The sequence below is a fragment of the Salimicrobium flavidum genome, from assembly GCF_900156645.1.
Taxonomy (GTDB): domain Bacteria; phylum Bacillota; class Bacilli; order Bacillales; family Halobacillaceae; genus Salimicrobium; species Salimicrobium flavidum.
Genome location: NZ_FTOC01000007.1, coordinates 102,170 through 117,437, shown reverse-complemented (window position 1 = coordinate 117,437; position 15,268 = coordinate 102,170). Strand labels below are relative to the sequence as shown.

Sequence of the window (15,268 nt, the reverse complement as noted above, 5' to 3'; positions counted from 1 at the left end):
GAGGTGACATGAAAAGGAATTTAATTTACGGCATGGGAGCATTGACAGTTGTTACGTGGAGTGTGGCGATTGTTTTGATGCTTCCGAAAAATGAAGCTGAAGTGAGCGAGGAACACTCGACGATACGATCTCCTGTACTGCTCGAAGAAAATGTGGATTTTGCCGGTGTCACAGATCGTATAAACGATTTACGATCTGAGGATAAGGCAAGGACGGTTTTTGGAAAGCAAACCATTACGGATGAATGGGAAAAGGATATGGATGACAATGGAAGGGTCAGTATTGATACTCTGTTGAGTTCTCTCGATAGTGATGATTCCTGAATATCTTTATAAAGAAAGGTCCTGTCGGTTTATAACGACAGGATTTTTTTGATAGCTCTGTTCAAGCCTATTGTTGGTGATAGGAACGGAAGGTGGAGACGCTCCTGGAATTTTTTCATGTTCCCATCTCTTAAAGTGGAATTGCGCTCGCAGTTGTGTTAACATAATTCATTGCAATTATTGAGCGGAAAAAGGGGAATCTCCTATGATATATCTAGACAACAGCGCAACTACTCAGCCTTTTCTGGGTGTACTGGATACGTATACACAAACAGCGGAACGATTCTACGCTAATCCGTCTTCGATCCATTCCCTGGGAGGAGAGGCCGAACGGTTATTGGAAGCATCCCGCCAGCGAGCGCTTTCATTGCTTGGGGTCGAAGAAGGGACGTTTCTGTTCACTTCCGGAGGAACAGAAAGTAACAATTTGGCGATTAAAGGGACAGCATTGATGCATATGTCCCGTGGAAAACATATGATCACTACAAAAATCGAGCACCCATCGGTCCTTGAATCGTTCCAGGCCCTTGAATCATTCGGTTTCGAGATCACGTATTTGGATGTGGATGAATACGGAAGAGTGAAACCTGAAGAGGTGGAACAGGCCTTGCGTGAGGATACGACCCTTGTCAGCATCATGTCCGTGAATAATGAACTGGGAACAGTCCAGCCCATCGAAAAGATTGCTGAGGTATTGCGCCCTTACCCGAAATTGTATTTTCATGTGGATCATATCCAGGGGTACGGGAAGATAGATATCCCATTTGAAAAAACGAAAGTGGACCTTTGTTCGATTTCCGGACATAAAATACATGGCCTGAAAGGGACAGGGGCTTTATATAAAAGGGATCATGTCCATCTGTTCCCGTTGCATCATGGAGGAGGACAAGAAAAAGACTTGCGTCCCGGCACCGAAAATCTCCCGGGGGTTGTGGCTTTTACTAAAGCGATGCGGATGATTGAGGAAACGAAAACAGAAAAACGATTCACCTTACACGAGCATCGTGACTACGTTTACAATGAACTGGAGAAGATGGACGGAATTACAGTGAATTCCCCGAAAGACGGTGCACCGCATATCGTCAACTTTTCCATGCCCGGCTATAAACCGGAAGTGGTCATTCATGCTCTCAGCGAACGAGACATTTATATATCGACAAAATCCGCGTGCTCTTCCAGGGCCCCGGATAAAAGTGCTGTGCTTGAGGCTTGTCGAGTAAAAGAAGAGATAGCCACTTCGGCATTGCGTGTCAGCCTTTCTTACAGTACAACGATGGATGAACTTCAGAGTTTTCTTGAAGCGCTGAAAGAAGTCCGCGATTCTTTAATAAAAACTTCGGAGGTTTAACGATGCAATTTGATCATATTTTAATCCGTTTCGGTGAAATGGCACTGAAAGGAAAAAACAGAAAGCATTTTGAACGTCAGCTCCTTGAAAACGTTCAATACCGGTTGAAGCATTTCAAAAAGGTGATAGTGAAAAAGACGAGGGGGAGAATGTATGTCCTGTTGAACGGCGAAGACCCGCATAAAGTGATGGAAGCTTGTCAGCAGGTGTTCGGGATATACAGCCTCAGTTTTGCTATTCATACCGAAAATGATTTGGAATCTCTGAAAGAGGCCGTGCTATCGGCTGTATCTGTGGAGGAAAACGCCAAAACATTCAAAATCTCCGCTAAACGTGCGGATAAATCTTTTCCACTTAATTCGAAGGAACTGAATCCCGCTCTCGGGGGTCACATCTTAAAAAACAAGGATGAAATGAGTGTAGACGTCCATCATCCCGATGTCGAGCTGAAAGTGGAGATCCGTCATGAAGGGGCTTACGTCACATCGAAGGATTACCGTGGTGCTGGGGGACTTCCGATCGGGAGTACGGGGAAATCGATGATTATGCTTTCCGGTGGAATCGATTCTCCGGTCGCAGGATATCTTACGATGAAACGTGGAGTGGAAATTGAAGCCGTGCATTTCCATTCACCCCCATATACGAGTGAGCGTGCCAAGCAGAAAGTGTTGGATCTGACCCGGGAACTTTCAAAATACGGAAAGCGGATAAAGGTACACATCGTTCCTTTCACTGAAATACAACAGAAGATTCACCGGGATCTTCCGGATAGTTATGGTATGACGATTATGCGGCGTATGATGCTGAGAATAACAGAGAGAATTGCGAAACGTGAGGGGGCTTTAGCGATTACTACCGGGGAAAGTCTTGGTCAGGTTGCGAGTCAGACGATGGAAAGCATGAACACGATCAATGAAGTGACCAACTACCCGGTGATCCGGCCTCTGGCTACTATGGATAAATTAGAAATCATCGACATCGCTGAAAAAATCAATACGTACGATATATCGATTCGACCTTATGAAGACTGCTGTACGATTTTCGTGCCGAAAGAACCGAAAACAAAACCGAATCGCGAGAAGACCGTAGCAATCGAACAATCAGTCGATTTCTCGGAAGATATCGAGAAGGCTCTCGCATCAATTGAAACGGTACAGATTGATGGGGAAAATTCATCGGAAGAAAAAGGAAGTTTTTCTGAGCTGTTTTAGACAATTATTCTACCTGTAGGCTTCGTTCCTGTGTATAATATGACACAACGAAGTCGATAGGTGGAATTTTTATTTTGTAGGAACATCACTTAAGAGGAGGTTGGATGATGGAACTGTGGTTTGGAGGAAAAATTTATACGATGATTCAAGAAGGTGACTGGGAAGAAGCGGTGATTGTGCAGGAAGGAAGGATTGTAGAGACGGGGACTTCCAATCACCTACATACGAAATACAAGAAAGAGATCAAAGAGGAATATAACCTGAATGGAGCGGTTATGTATCCGGGTTTCACCGATAGTCATCTTCACATGATTATGCACGGAGAACGTTTGTTGCGGCTTGATTTATCGTTCATGAAATCCAAACATGAGGTTTTACAGGCATTAAAGCAGCACGCGGCTAGCACTCCGCCTGAAGAATGGGTGATCGGAGAAGGGTTCAACGAAAACCAGTGGGTGGAAAAAGAGCTTATCCACACAAATGAACTCGATGAAGTTACCGAGACCCATCCGGTTATGCTATCAAGAATCTGCCGTCACGCTTTAGCGGCAAACAGCAAGGCGATGGAGCTTGCTGGAGTGGACGAGAATACACCTGATCCTCAAGGGGGTAAACTCGAAAAAGATGAGAACGGTCTCACCGGTATTTTCCATGATGAAGCTCAGGAATTCATAAAGGCAGCTATGCCCGAAGTATCTTCTTCTTACTTGGAAAATGCCTTGACAGAGGCGGTGGAAGATATGTATGCCCGTGGTCTGACAGGAGGTCATACGGAAGATTTATACTATTACGGGGGTTTTCTCAAAACACTTCATGCTTTTTATAAAGTTATTGACGGAGTGGACCGAAAGTTCCGTACCAATCTGCTTGTCCATCATAAAGCGATGGACGAAATGGAAGAAGCGGGGCTATCATTCGGTGAAGGGACGGAGTTCGTAAAGCTCGGAGCTATGAAAATATTTTCTGATGGCGCTCTCGGAGGACGGACGGCTCTATTGACGGCACCTTATGAAGATGATCCTTCCCACCGGGGTGTCGCGATTCATAACGATGAAGAACTGGATGCACTTTTCCAAAAAGCAAGAAAGAAAGGGATGCCCGTAGCGGTTCATGCTATCGGAGACGGAGCTGTAGAGGCCGTCGTTGATCGGATGGAACGGTATCCTCTGGAGGAAGGGCACAGAGACCGTATCATCCATGCGCAGATTTTGAATGATCAACTGATTGAGCGACTGCAAAACCTCCCTGTAGTTCTGGATATCCAACCATCTTTCGTAGCATCGGACTTTCCATGGGTGATTGACCGGCTCGGGGAAGAACGCCTTAAGCGATCGTATGCCTGGAAAACCCTCCATGATAAAGGAGTGCTCATTGCGGGCGGTTCTGATGCGCCTATCGAAGAAGTGAATCCTCTGATGGGGATGCGCGCAGCTGTAGATCGCCGTTCAAACCAGGATTATAATGTATACCAGGAAGAAGAAAGGCTTTCCATCTATGAAGCCGTCTCTTTATATACGAAGGGAAGTTCTTATGCGGTAGGGAAGGAAAAGGAACTGGGGATGATACGGGAAGATTATGCAGCGGATTTTACAGTGCTGGATCGCGATCTGTTTTCCCTGTCTCCTCAAGAAATAACGGATGCAGTGGTGTTGATGACTGTAGTAGACGGAGAGATCATGTATAAAAAATAGCATAGAAAAGGCGGACCGGCAAAGGCTGTTTCCGGTCCGCCTGGTTGAATCAGTATATGTTGCAAGTGGTTACAGGAACGTACGCTGGACACGATGCCAGTAAGAGTTGCTTTTCAGTCGGGCCGTTTTGATTACTTTATCACTCAGGACCACGTCGATATCTTTAACGTTGCGAATGGAATAAGCTTCGTTGTCCATACCTATGATCGGGAAGTCGTTGCCATCCTGACGTACCCCGAGACGTAACTTCCGCTCTTTACTCAGAATGAAGGACGACCCGAGCGTACGGTACCGATTGTTATTCAAGGAAGCCAGTTCGCTTATTTGCATGGACGGGAGCAGCGGATCGACTACCGCTCCTTTCGTCGATTTGTTGTAGCCTGTACTTCCGGTCGGAGTGGAGACGATCAGACCATCACCTCGGAAGCGCTCGAATTCGAGGTCATCGATTTGAACGTCAATATCGATCGTTTTAATCAGGGAAGAACGGACGCTGCACTCATTGAGACACAGGAAGGTCGATTCATTATTCACAGTCACTTCGATGAGTGGGAAACGCCTCACTTCAATATCATCGTTCAACATATGTGTTACCATTTCTTCATGGTTATCAAGATCGAAATCACAGTAGAGTCCTGCCTCATCTCCTTCTCTGATTCCGAGATAAAGACAGTCCTGACGGAAGCCTGTCTTTCTTACTGCCTGCAGGAAAGTCCCGTCTCCACCTACGGAAATGATGATGTTCGCTTCCTGGGCATCTTCTACAATGGTGAACTTATTTTCAATAGCCAGCTGTTTCACTGGTTCTAATTTTTTATCCGTTTCCTCGTTCGGGGGATAATAAAAGTAAAGGTTTCTTCTTTGATCTGACATTGAGCTGCCTCCTTTGGATTATTTCGCAATTTCTATTTTATCATATAAATTTGAACCTTTCCCCCCTATGAATGTCCTCGTTTGAAAAGCTCGTACACATTCGATATTGTATACAAGGATAACCAATTACGCCTCAACTATATTTAGGAGGAACGCATTTATGGATCAGCAGAACGTAGAAAAATTGTTTACGCAAGTCGATGAAATGGCGACGGCTATTTCGGAAGGGTTGAATATCACTTATTTGGAATCTGTAACGGAAGCTCTGGATATTTTGTATCAGGGTCAGGTATTCGATGACTACCCGGAGCAGCTCCAGGTGGATATCCGCAACAAATGGCTCGGATTCAATAAAGAGCACTATGAAAATGAAGAAATCCGGAAAGCGATTCAGCTGTCAACGCTGAAGGGGATGAAGGGGGCGACTCAACAACAGCACCTTCTGACTCCTGATGCGGTAGCTACATTTATAGGCTATCTTGTCGGGAAACTGACGGAATTCCAGGACCAGGAGCTCAGGCTTTTCGATCCGACCTGCGGAAGTGGGAATCTCATCACCGCTATTATGAACGGAACCGATAAAAAGATTCATCCCTACGGAAGTGAAGTGGATGACACCCTTATCCAGCTTGCGGTAGTCCAGGCCAATCTGCAAAAGCATAATATTGAATTCTTCCATCAGGATAGCCTTCAGCCATTTCTGCTGGAGCCTGTCGATGTAGTAACTGCGGATCTCCCGATAGGTTATTATCCGGATGACGTCCAGGCCGCTAAATATGAATTGAAATCCGAAGAAGGTCATTCTTACGCCCATCATCTTCTGATAGAGCAGAGTCTTACGTATCTCAAAGAGGGGGGATACGGAATTTTCGTCGTGCCGAACTTCCTTTTTGAAAGTGACCAGGCTGAGCAACTGCAGAAATATTTGCGCGAACACGCTCATATCATCGGTATGCTTCAGTTACCGGAAGACCTGTTCAAAGATGAGAAATTCGCAAGAAGCGTATTCATCGTTCAGAAGAAGAAGGAAGGGTCGAAGCCACCGAAACAGGCTCTACTGGTAAAACTTCCTTCTTTCTCGAGTCCTGAAAAGACAGCCAATGTCATCGCCCAGGTGAACGACTGGTTCAGTGACTATCATACCGGCAAATTGTAAGAAAATAAGAAATATATCAGGTAACCGTTATCATTATTCTTTACGGTTGAAAATGAAAATGGCGGGTGGTTAAATGGTAGTAGATGGACGAAACGAGCCTATATTAAGGGGATGAGCAACATTGAATAAAGTCTTAGCTATTAATGCCGGTAGTTCTTCACTGAAATTTCAGCTCATTGAAATGCCTGAAGAAACAGTGAATGCTAAAGGTGTTATGGAACGAATCGGTTTGAATGATTCTATATTCAAGATTGAAACAGATGAAGAGGAAGACAAGACAGTCCAGGATATCAATGATCACCAGGAGGCTGTAGATATCCTTCTCGATACTTTGACCTCCAAAGGAATTATCCAGTCACTCGAAGACATTGATGGCGTCGGACACCGTGTGGTTCATGGAGGAGAGAAATTCAGTGAATCAGCACTTGTAACAGAAGAGGTCATCCAGGCGATCGAGGATGTATCTGAGTTGGCCCCGTTGCACAATCCGGCTAACCTCACTGGGATTCGTGCTTTTCAGGAAGTGATGCCGAATATCCCTCACGTGGCAGTATTCGACACAGCTTTCCACCAGTCGATGCCTGAGCAGTCGTATTTATACAGTCTCCCTTATGAGTACTATGAAGACTATGGCATTCGTAAGTATGGTTTCCACGGTACTTCACACAAATATGTATCTGAACGTGCGGCGGAAATGCTCGGACGTCCGGTGGAAAACCTGCGTCTCCTTTCCTGCCACCTTGGAAACGGAGCCAGTATCGCAGCGGTCGAAGGCGGCAAGTCGATTGACACTTCCATGGGTTTCACACCTCTTGCAGGTGTAACGATGGGAACGAGATCCGGGAACATCGATCCTGCTCTTATACCATTCATCATGGAAAAGACCGGGAAAACAGCGGACGAAGTGATGAATGTACTGAACAAAGAAAGTGGAATGCTCGCACTTTCCGGTTTCTCGAGCGATCTTCGTGATATCGAGGATAAAGCCGAAGAAGGGGATGAACGTGCAGAACTTGCCCTTGAAGTATTCGCTAACCGGATCCACAAATATATCGGTTCCTACGCTTCCCGTATGCACGGGATTGACGGTATCATTTTCACTGCAGGTGTAGGAGAAAACAGTGTTTCCATCCGCGAACGTATTTTGAAAGGATTGGAGTTCATGGGTGTGTACTGGGATCCTTCTCTTAACCGGATCCGCGGGAAAGACGCTTTCGTGAACTATCCTCATTCCCCGGTAAAAGTGATGGTAATCCCGACGAACGAAGAAGTGATGATTGCAAGAGACACAGTGGAAAAAGGACTTCAGAGCTGAATACCAATAAAAAAGACCTTCCGAACCGGAAGGTCTTTTTAAAAAACTATGCTTCTGTTGCTTCCGCATGATCGGTGTCGCGTACGACTAGCACATCGCATTTCGCCGATCGTGTGATATGTTCGGATACACTCCCGATGAAGAATCTTTCCATGGCATTCAAGCCGGTGGCTCCGCAGATAATCAGGTCTGCATTGTATTTGGGTGCGATGTCTTTGGTGAGTTTCACTTTTGGAGAGCCATACTCGATTTCAATTTCAATTTTGTCCAGTCCTGCTTCCTGGGCCTGCTTTTTGTAATCCTCGAGAATTTCATAAGCGTGTTTCTCCGCTCGCATAGCGAGGGAACGGTCGTACGCTTCGACTGTGGCAAAAGCTCTGGTGTCTACGATGTGGGATAAAATAATAGTTGCGTTGTTTCTGTTTGCGATATCGACCGCCTTGTGAAAAGCGTGTTCCGCTGTTTCTGACCCGTCGACTGCTACTACAATATTCTTGTATTCAAAAGACATCTTACCCACTCCTTTCTCTTTCTATTATACATATACCACGAACTGTTGTACATTAGACATGTAAGCGTTTCCCGAAAATGAAAAAGCTGTGAACTTTTGTCTGACGGTTTAAAAAGGTATACTATAAATAGAAAAAATTCAGCAATAAATGAAACCTTTACCGGAACGAATCGTAATAAGAGGTACAGGGTCATGAAAAGGAGAGGTTCACGTGGGTTTTTTGAAGCGATTGTTTTCGAAAAAGAAAGATACTGCTCCGGAAGTGAAAGAGCGTCACGCTCTGAATCTTGAAATCGGGGATATAGTTACGTATGACCTTGCAGATTACGAAGTCGTCAGCAAGCTGACGTACCGGGATGGAAGTTACGAATGGTACGGCTATCAGCTTCTTGAAGGCAGAAACACCAAATGGTTGTCCGCTGAGATGGATGATGAACTTGAACTCGGGATGTATGAGAAAATTCATCTTTCCGTTCAGAAACCTTTTCCTGCGAAGCTTGAGCATGAAGGAAGAACTTATCATAAGCAGGAAGAAGGGGAAGCGAAAGTATTCGGTGAGGGAAGAAGCAGTAATCTTCAGTGGGACCCGGTCCGTTACGGAGATTATTTGGCGGAGGATGAGGAGACGATGCTCAGCCTCGAAGAGTGGGGAAGTGAAATCGAAGTGAGTCTTGGAAGATCTTTGGAAGAATATGAACTGAAAATTATAGCAGGATCCAAATAAGGAGGAGATTCGATTGTTTAAATTTTTTAACAGAGTAAAGACAGTAGTAGGTTCTGAATTGAATTCGATGCTTGATAAGGCGGAGGACCCGGTGAAAATGCTCGAACAGTTCATGCGTGACATGGAGAACGATATCCGTGATGCGGAGAGCGCTGTAGCGAAACAGATCGCCAATGAGAAAATGTTGAAGCGTAAGTACGATGACGCTCAGGCAATGGTCGAAAAACGCATGAAACAGGCCGAGAAAGCCATTGAAGCCGGTGATGAAGACCTTGCACGCCGTGCTATCGAGGATAAGAACAGTCATCAGGAACAGGCGGATCAGATGAAAGAATCGTACGATCGTGCCAAACAGGATTCAGAACAACTTCGTACGAAACTGGATGAAATGAAGAAAGAATACCAGGAAATGAAACTGAAGAAAGATTCACTGAAAGCTCGTGCTGAATCAGCGAAGACACGTACGAAGATGAACCGCACTATGTCTGACATCGGTAGTGACGAGTCCAGACAGGGATTCGAACGTATGGAAGAGAAAGTCATGCAACATGAAGCAGAAGCGGAAACGAGCGAGGACCTCCGTTCAGAGAACCGTTCCCTCGATGATGAGTTCGATAACTTAGGAAAAGATGATAAAGTGAATGACGAACTTGCAGAATTGAAGAAGAAAATGAATAAAGAATAAAGGTGTTTACAAGCCTGGCGCAGCCGGGCTTGTAATTTTAGCATGAAAAGAAAGGGGGATCATCCGTGAAGGATATAGGCAGTGTCGCATTATTCACTATATTTGCTGCTTTTATCGCTTTCTTTATTTTCGACAGTGATGATAGTACAGGAAGCGGAATATCAGGTACATATGAACAAGGGTCCTATGATTCGTTACCCGAAGAACCCTCACGCGGAGAAATTGAAGAAACTTTGGAGAACCAGTCCTTCACGTCTGTCGAAAACATGATGGAGGAAACTTTTCCTCAGCTCGATACAGTTCAGACAGATCGAGGCCGCGCAGAAATTTATATGACGAGCGAATTCAACCTCCGTGAAGTGGAAGACCTGATTGTCGAAGAAGTGCCGCCGGAGGAAACAGGGGACAGGCAGGGGGATAAACAGGCATTGATTTATGACGAGGAGTTTGTCATATTGAAAGAGAGTGAAGAAGAAGCAGGGTTGGTACTGATTGAAGTGGCAGAAAAGGAATTTGTTCGGAATAATTATTCTCCATCCTTTTTTGATGGTATGCTTGCTTACGCTTTGTTGAATCAGGCTTTTGGTACGAATGACTGGCGCAACAGCCAGAGAAACAGATGCCAGAATGCCGGTGGATGTTACGGCGGGTATACGATGTATGGAGGAAACGGAGGATCATTCAGAGGTTCATCCAATAGAGGTGGAGGACCCGGAGCAGGAAAATAAAAGGAGGGGAAAAACATGGAACCATTTCTGGCAACAGTAGGATATTTTCTGATTGCAGTTGTAGTTGTTTTGATAGGATTGTTTATTTTCGAGGTAATGACCCAGAAGTATAAAGACTGGGAGGAAGTAAGTGCTGGAAATCAGGCGGTCGCAATGTCGATTGCCGGTAAGATCATCGGTATATGTATCGTTCTTTCGTTCGCTATCTATCATAGTTTCACTATTCTGGATACGCTGATCTGGGGCGGAGTAGGTGTTGCGCTTCAAATGGTTGCGTATTTACTGTTTGAATTATTCACCCGCAGATTTTCGGTGGAGCAGAAGTTGAAAGACAATAACACAGCGATCGGGATCATCTCCGTGGGAGTATCGATCGGGCTCGCATTTGTCATCGGAGCTTCGATTACATAAGGAGAAAGGAGACACTCTTTTGGAAGGGGTGTCTTTTCCTTTTAGGGAGAAATAGAAATGAATGAAAAACAAATCAGGCAAAGCAAATTGATTTATTGGGCCTCCGGTATCGTCTCCATCTGCGGGTTGATCTTTGAAGTGTTATTCGGCGCCCTCGGTTCGTATATACTCGGAGATGGAGTGAAGCAGTATACATTAACGATCAGTCTGTTTCTGACAGGCATGGGTGTGGGGGCGAGTTTGAGCGAAAGAGTCACCAGGAATCTCGTGGTCGCATTTATCTGGACGGAATTCATGGTGGCGATTATCGGCGGGTTTTCGAGTTTTCTCATGTTCGGTATGACCGCTTTTGCCCCGTCAGGATCGGATGCATTGTTTCTATATCTGATCACATTCACGGTCGGTGCCCTGACAGGTATAGAATTACCGGTCCTTATCCGGAAGGCGAATGACATCGGCGTCGAATTGAATAAGAGTACGGCGCGTGTCCTTTTTTCAGACTATGCCGGCGGTCTGATCGGCGGGTTGTTATTTGCCTTTTACCTCCGCCCGGAAATGGGGATGGTGAAGACCGCTTTTTTTGTCGGCGTGATTAATCTCGCGGTCGCTCTCCTCGTCCTGTTTTATTTCAAACAGGAGATCAAAAGGTTTTCAGTTCATCTCGGAAGCGGAATTTTTATCGGAGTTCTGCTTATCAGTGGGCTGTTCTTTGGAGAAGAACTTGCTTTCTCTTTTGAACAGAAGCTTTATAAAGATCCGGTCTTACACATGGAAGATACGGCTTATCAGAAAATCGTTCTTACAAAGGATCAGGAGGACGTTCGCCTTTTCCTGGATGGAGCACTGCAGTTCAGTTCTATAGATGAACACAGGTACCACGAAACGCTCGTGCATCTCCCGCTGGCTTACAAAAGCGAGGTGCGGGACGTCCTCATCTTGGGGGGCGGGGATGGCATTGCCGCGAAGGAACTGTTGGAGTACCAGGGATTGGATTCTGTGACTGTCGTCGACCTGGATCCGGCTGTCGTAGAGCTTGCTAATGAAAATCCTCATCTTCGAAAGCTGAATGAAGGAGCTCTTGAGGATCCGCTTGTTGAAGTTTTTCATGAGGATGCTTTCAAATACCTTGAAGAAAGTGAAGAACGATACGATGCGGTGCTTGTCGATCTTCCGGATCCCAACAATGAGAGTCTGAATAAATTATATACGAAAGAGTTCTACTCGCTCGTCAGGAATCATATGAAGCCGGATGGAATAATGATGGCTCAGGCAACCAGTCCGGTGTTCGCAACGGAAGTGTACTGGACGATTGATGAGACGATTCAGGCCACAGGGATGAATACGTATAATTACCATGTGGATGTACCGAGTTTCGGGAATTGGGGTTTCGTTATGGCTTCGAGGAAGGACATCGATACCGAAGAAGCGACAATCCGCACGGATACAGAGTTTCTGACGGAAGAAGTCATTTCTGCCTTAGCGGTGTTTGGAAAAGATGAAGACCGGGAAATCATTAACAGTGATGGGCAGGTGAAGAATCTGGAGCCCAATACATTAATCCATCCCAACCTTGTACAGAAATATGAGAAAGCATGGGAGCATTACTAAAGGAGGATGAAAATATGAAAGTATTTTATCATGGACACGCAGTTGTAAAAGTGGAGACGGACAAGCATACGATTCTCATCGATCCGTTCATTTCCGAAAACGGAAACACGGATCTGAAAGCGGATGAGACAGATGCTGATGTTATCCTTTTGACACACGGGCATAACGACCATGTAGGTGATACGTTTGATATCGCCAAGCGGAATGATGCCCAGGTCGTAGCTCCTTTCGAACTGGCTACGTATCTCGGCAACAAAGGTCTGAATGCACATCCGATGTACATCGGAGGCAGCCATGATTTCGATTTCGGTACAGTGAAATTCACTCAGGCTTTTCATGGTTCTTCTTACACGGAAGAAGATGGAACGATCGTTTATACTGGTATGCCGACAGGGATTCTTCTGACGATCGACGGCAAAACCATCTATCATATGGGAGATACCGGTCTGTTTTCCGATATGAAGATGATCGGTGAGAGAAATGATATCGATTTGGCTTTTGTTCCGATCGGTGATAATTTCACCATGGGGCCTGAAGATGCGCTTACAGCTGCTGAGTGGATCGGAGCTAAACAGGTGGTGCCGGTTCATTACAATACATTCGATCTGATCAATCAGGATGGCGATGCTTTCGCTTCCAAGGTGAAGCCCGGCAAAGGAGTCGCTTTGAAACCAGGGGAATCAATCGAATTATAAACAAGCGCTGCTTGCGCAAAGAAGATTTCCGGACATTCTCGGTGAAATGTCCGGGAATCTTCTTTTATTTATTTTCTCTAGGAAGGTGTGAACAAAGAAATTCACTTCTGGTTTTCATTCTCACTGAATAAACAACCGGCTATAACAGAGCCATAGTTGAATCAACCATTGTTTCATTTTTAAAGGCGACCCTGAAAATAATTATTCAGGCGGACGCTTATCCAGGAGCAACGCTTCAGCCTCCTCGTTTCCCTGAGGGGTCTTCAGCTGCCCGAGCTCCCACTGGAGCCGCCGCCTTTCTCTACTTCCATTCTAAAACACATACCATAAACAGCGTTCAGGAATTTTCATAGCTCTTGGTGCAAATGCTTTTGCATGAATGGCTCTGGTAAAGTCTGTTGTTGATTTTAGAACAAGGGGGGAGACGCCTGCGGGAATAGCATGAACTTAAAAATCACAGGAATCGAACATAGTGAGATTCCTGTAGTTGACGTCATGCCCGCGGCAAGCTTCCACCCGTAGAGATGAAAATTAACAATGAACGATAAGAGAGCCTTTTTAAAAAGGAAAACGATTGAAAATTGAACTCTAACTGTATCACTAGTATAATAACAATTATATTCAATAATACTAGTACAGTTGGGAAGTCGGTGAGAGAATGGCTACGAAGCATGAACAAATTTTGAAGCATATAGATTCTTTGGGGATAGGTAGTAAAATTTCTGTTCGACGCATTGCGAAAGAGATGCAGGTAAGTGAAGGGACAGCTTACCGTGCTATTAAAGAAGCGGAAAACCAGAACCTTGTCAGCACGATTGAACGAGTGGGCACGATAAGAATAGAACAGAAGAAAAAAGAGAATATCGAGCGGCTGACCTTCGCGGAAATTGTGAACATCGTTGACGGACAGGTGATGGGGGGAAGAAAAGGGCTTCATAAAACATTGAACAAATTCGTGATCGGCGCGATGAAACTCGATGCAATGATGAGATACACGGAAGCAGGATCACTGCTCATTGTAGGGAACCGTACCAACGCCCATGAACTGGCCGTACAGGAAGGGGCAGCTGTCCTTGTTACCGGCGGTTTTGACACCACGGATGAAGTGAAGCGTCTTGCAGACGAGAAGGAACTGCCTGTTATATCGACAAGTTATGATACTTTCACCGTAGCGACGATGATCAACAGAGCTATCTATGATCAGATGATCAAAAAGGAGATTGTTTTGGTCGGAGATATTTATACTCCGTTGGAGGAGGCGAAATTCCTCACTACTACGGATTCAATAACCAGGTGGTACGAACTCAATAAAGAAACGACCCACAGCAGATATCCGGTCGTCGATTCACAGAATCGTGTGTCGGGGATCGTAACCTCCAAGGATATTGTCGGGGAAGAGGAGCATACATTGATCGACAAAGTCATGACCCGTAATCCGATGACTGTGACCACGAATACCTCGCTTGCGAATGCTGCGCATATGATGGTATGGGAAGGTATCGAATTGATGCCAGTCATCAACTCTCTGAGAGAACTTCAGGGGATCATCTCCAGGCAGGATGTACTGAAGGCTCTTCAGAATATCCAGAAGCAACCCCAGGTCGGGGAGACGATCGATGATCTGATCACCAGTCAGCTGAGCCATATCACCGAAGAGGATGGTACTTATATTCTCCGTACGAAAGTCACTCCGCAAATGACGAATCAGCTTGGTACGATGTCCTATGGAGTGTTCACAGCGCTTATAACCGAAGCTGCCAGTCATCTGCTCACCAAACATAAAAAAGGGGACCTCGTCGTAGAGAACATCTCCACTTACTTTATCAAACCGGTCCAGCTTGAAAGTGAAGTGGAAATACACCCGCGTATTCTTGAAGTGGGAAGGAAGCTGGCAAAGCTTGACGTCGAAGTCTACCATGAGGGGAGTATCGTCGGTAAAGCGCTGCTCATGGCCCAGTTGATAGATAAATAAAAAGAAGCCGCTAGATA

Annotated in this window: 15 protein-coding genes; 13 read left to right on the top strand and 2 right to left on the bottom strand. The window is 45.4% G+C overall.

Translation table 11 applies throughout. The features are described 5' to 3' along the window. Window positions 1-8: 8 nt before the first annotated feature. From BW944_RS10650 to BW944_RS10635, 4 genes are all read left to right on the top strand, one after another. Window positions 9-323 carry a hypothetical protein gene (locus BW944_RS10650; RefSeq protein WP_076559505.1) on the top strand — a complete coding sequence of 105 codons (315 nt, stop codon included), beginning with the start codon at window positions 9-11 and terminating at the stop codon, window positions 321-323. Window positions 324-528: 205 nt separating this feature from the next. Further along, window positions 529-1,671: a cysteine desulfurase family protein gene (locus tag BW944_RS10645; RefSeq protein WP_076559504.1), complete on the top strand. Its 1,143-nt coding sequence runs from the start codon at window positions 529-531 to the stop codon at window positions 1,669-1,671. Between the two features lie 2 nt (window positions 1,672-1,673). After that, window positions 1,674-2,882 (top strand): tRNA uracil 4-sulfurtransferase ThiI, encoded by a 1,209-nt coding sequence (thiI, locus tag BW944_RS10640; RefSeq protein WP_076559502.1) that lies wholly within the window; start codon window positions 1,674-1,676, stop codon window positions 2,880-2,882. A 107-nt stretch (window positions 2,883-2,989) separates the two neighbouring features. Continuing rightward, on the top strand, window positions 2,990-4,573 hold the full coding sequence (locus BW944_RS10635) for an amidohydrolase (protein WP_200806515.1): 1,584 nt from the start codon (window positions 2,990-2,992) through the stop codon (window positions 4,571-4,573). A gap of 69 nt (window positions 4,574-4,642) precedes the next feature. Here the strand turns inward: BW944_RS10635 and BW944_RS10630 are convergent, their stop codons facing one another. Next, the gene (locus tag BW944_RS10630) at window positions 4,643-5,446 is read right to left on the bottom strand and encodes an NAD kinase (RefSeq protein WP_076559499.1); all 804 of its coding nucleotides are present in this window, start codon (window positions 5,444-5,446) and stop codon (window positions 4,643-4,645) included. Window positions 5,447-5,606: 160 nt separating this feature from the next. On the opposite strand from BW944_RS10630, the gene BW944_RS10625 reads away from it, so the two are divergent. Together BW944_RS10625 and BW944_RS10620 are read left to right on the top strand one after the other, a co-directional pair. Continuing rightward, window positions 5,607-6,602, top strand: coding sequence for a class I SAM-dependent methyltransferase (locus BW944_RS10625; protein ID WP_076559497.1), 996 nt, complete (start codon window positions 5,607-5,609; stop codon window positions 6,600-6,602). Window positions 6,603-6,723: 121 nt separating this feature from the next. Next, window positions 6,724-7,917 carry an acetate kinase gene (locus BW944_RS10620; RefSeq protein WP_076559495.1) on the top strand — a complete coding sequence of 398 codons (1,194 nt, stop codon included), beginning with the start codon at window positions 6,724-6,726 and terminating at the stop codon, window positions 7,915-7,917. A 46-nt stretch (window positions 7,918-7,963) separates the two neighbouring features. On the opposite strand, the gene BW944_RS10615 is transcribed toward BW944_RS10620, so the two are convergent. Next, on the bottom strand, window positions 7,964-8,428 hold the full coding sequence (locus tag BW944_RS10615; protein ID WP_076559493.1) for a universal stress protein: 465 nt from the start codon (window positions 8,426-8,428) through the stop codon (window positions 7,964-7,966). A gap of 211 nt (window positions 8,429-8,639) precedes the next feature. Between BW944_RS10615 and BW944_RS10610 the strand changes: the two genes are divergently transcribed. The 7 genes from BW944_RS10610 to BW944_RS10580 all read left to right on the top strand — a co-directional run bounded on the left by BW944_RS10610 (window position 8,640) and on the right by BW944_RS10580 (window position 15,251). Continuing rightward, window positions 8,640-9,152, top strand: a complete 513-nt coding sequence (locus BW944_RS10610) for a DUF4178 domain-containing protein (RefSeq protein WP_076559491.1) — start codon at window positions 8,640-8,642, stop codon at window positions 9,150-9,152. Between the two features lie 13 nt (window positions 9,153-9,165). Then, window positions 9,166-9,837 carry a PspA/IM30 family protein gene (locus BW944_RS10605; protein WP_076559488.1) on the top strand — a complete coding sequence of 224 codons (672 nt, stop codon included), beginning with the start codon at window positions 9,166-9,168 and terminating at the stop codon, window positions 9,835-9,837. A gap of 65 nt (window positions 9,838-9,902) precedes the next feature. Next, the gene (locus BW944_RS10600) at window positions 9,903-10,565 is read left to right on the top strand and encodes a DUF4247 domain-containing protein (protein ID WP_076559486.1); all 663 of its coding nucleotides are present in this window, start codon (window positions 9,903-9,905) and stop codon (window positions 10,563-10,565) included. Between the two features lie 15 nt (window positions 10,566-10,580). Continuing rightward, complete coding sequence (locus BW944_RS10595) at window positions 10,581-10,976, top strand: DUF350 domain-containing protein (protein ID WP_076559484.1); 396 nt, start codon at window positions 10,581-10,583, stop codon at window positions 10,974-10,976. A 57-nt stretch (window positions 10,977-11,033) separates the two neighbouring features. Then, entirely contained in the window at window positions 11,034-12,584 is a 1,551-nt protein-coding gene (locus BW944_RS10590; RefSeq protein WP_076559483.1) for a polyamine aminopropyltransferase, read from the top strand. A gap of 14 nt (window positions 12,585-12,598) precedes the next feature. Then, the gene (locus tag BW944_RS10585) at window positions 12,599-13,279 is read left to right on the top strand and encodes a metal-dependent hydrolase (protein WP_076559481.1); all 681 of its coding nucleotides are present in this window, start codon (window positions 12,599-12,601) and stop codon (window positions 13,277-13,279) included. A 658-nt stretch (window positions 13,280-13,937) separates the two neighbouring features. Continuing rightward, a complete protein-coding gene (locus tag BW944_RS10580) occupies window positions 13,938-15,251 on the top strand; it encodes a DRTGG domain-containing protein (protein WP_076559479.1) in 1,314 nt (437 codons plus the stop codon). Window positions 15,252-15,268: the final 17 nt, after the last annotated feature.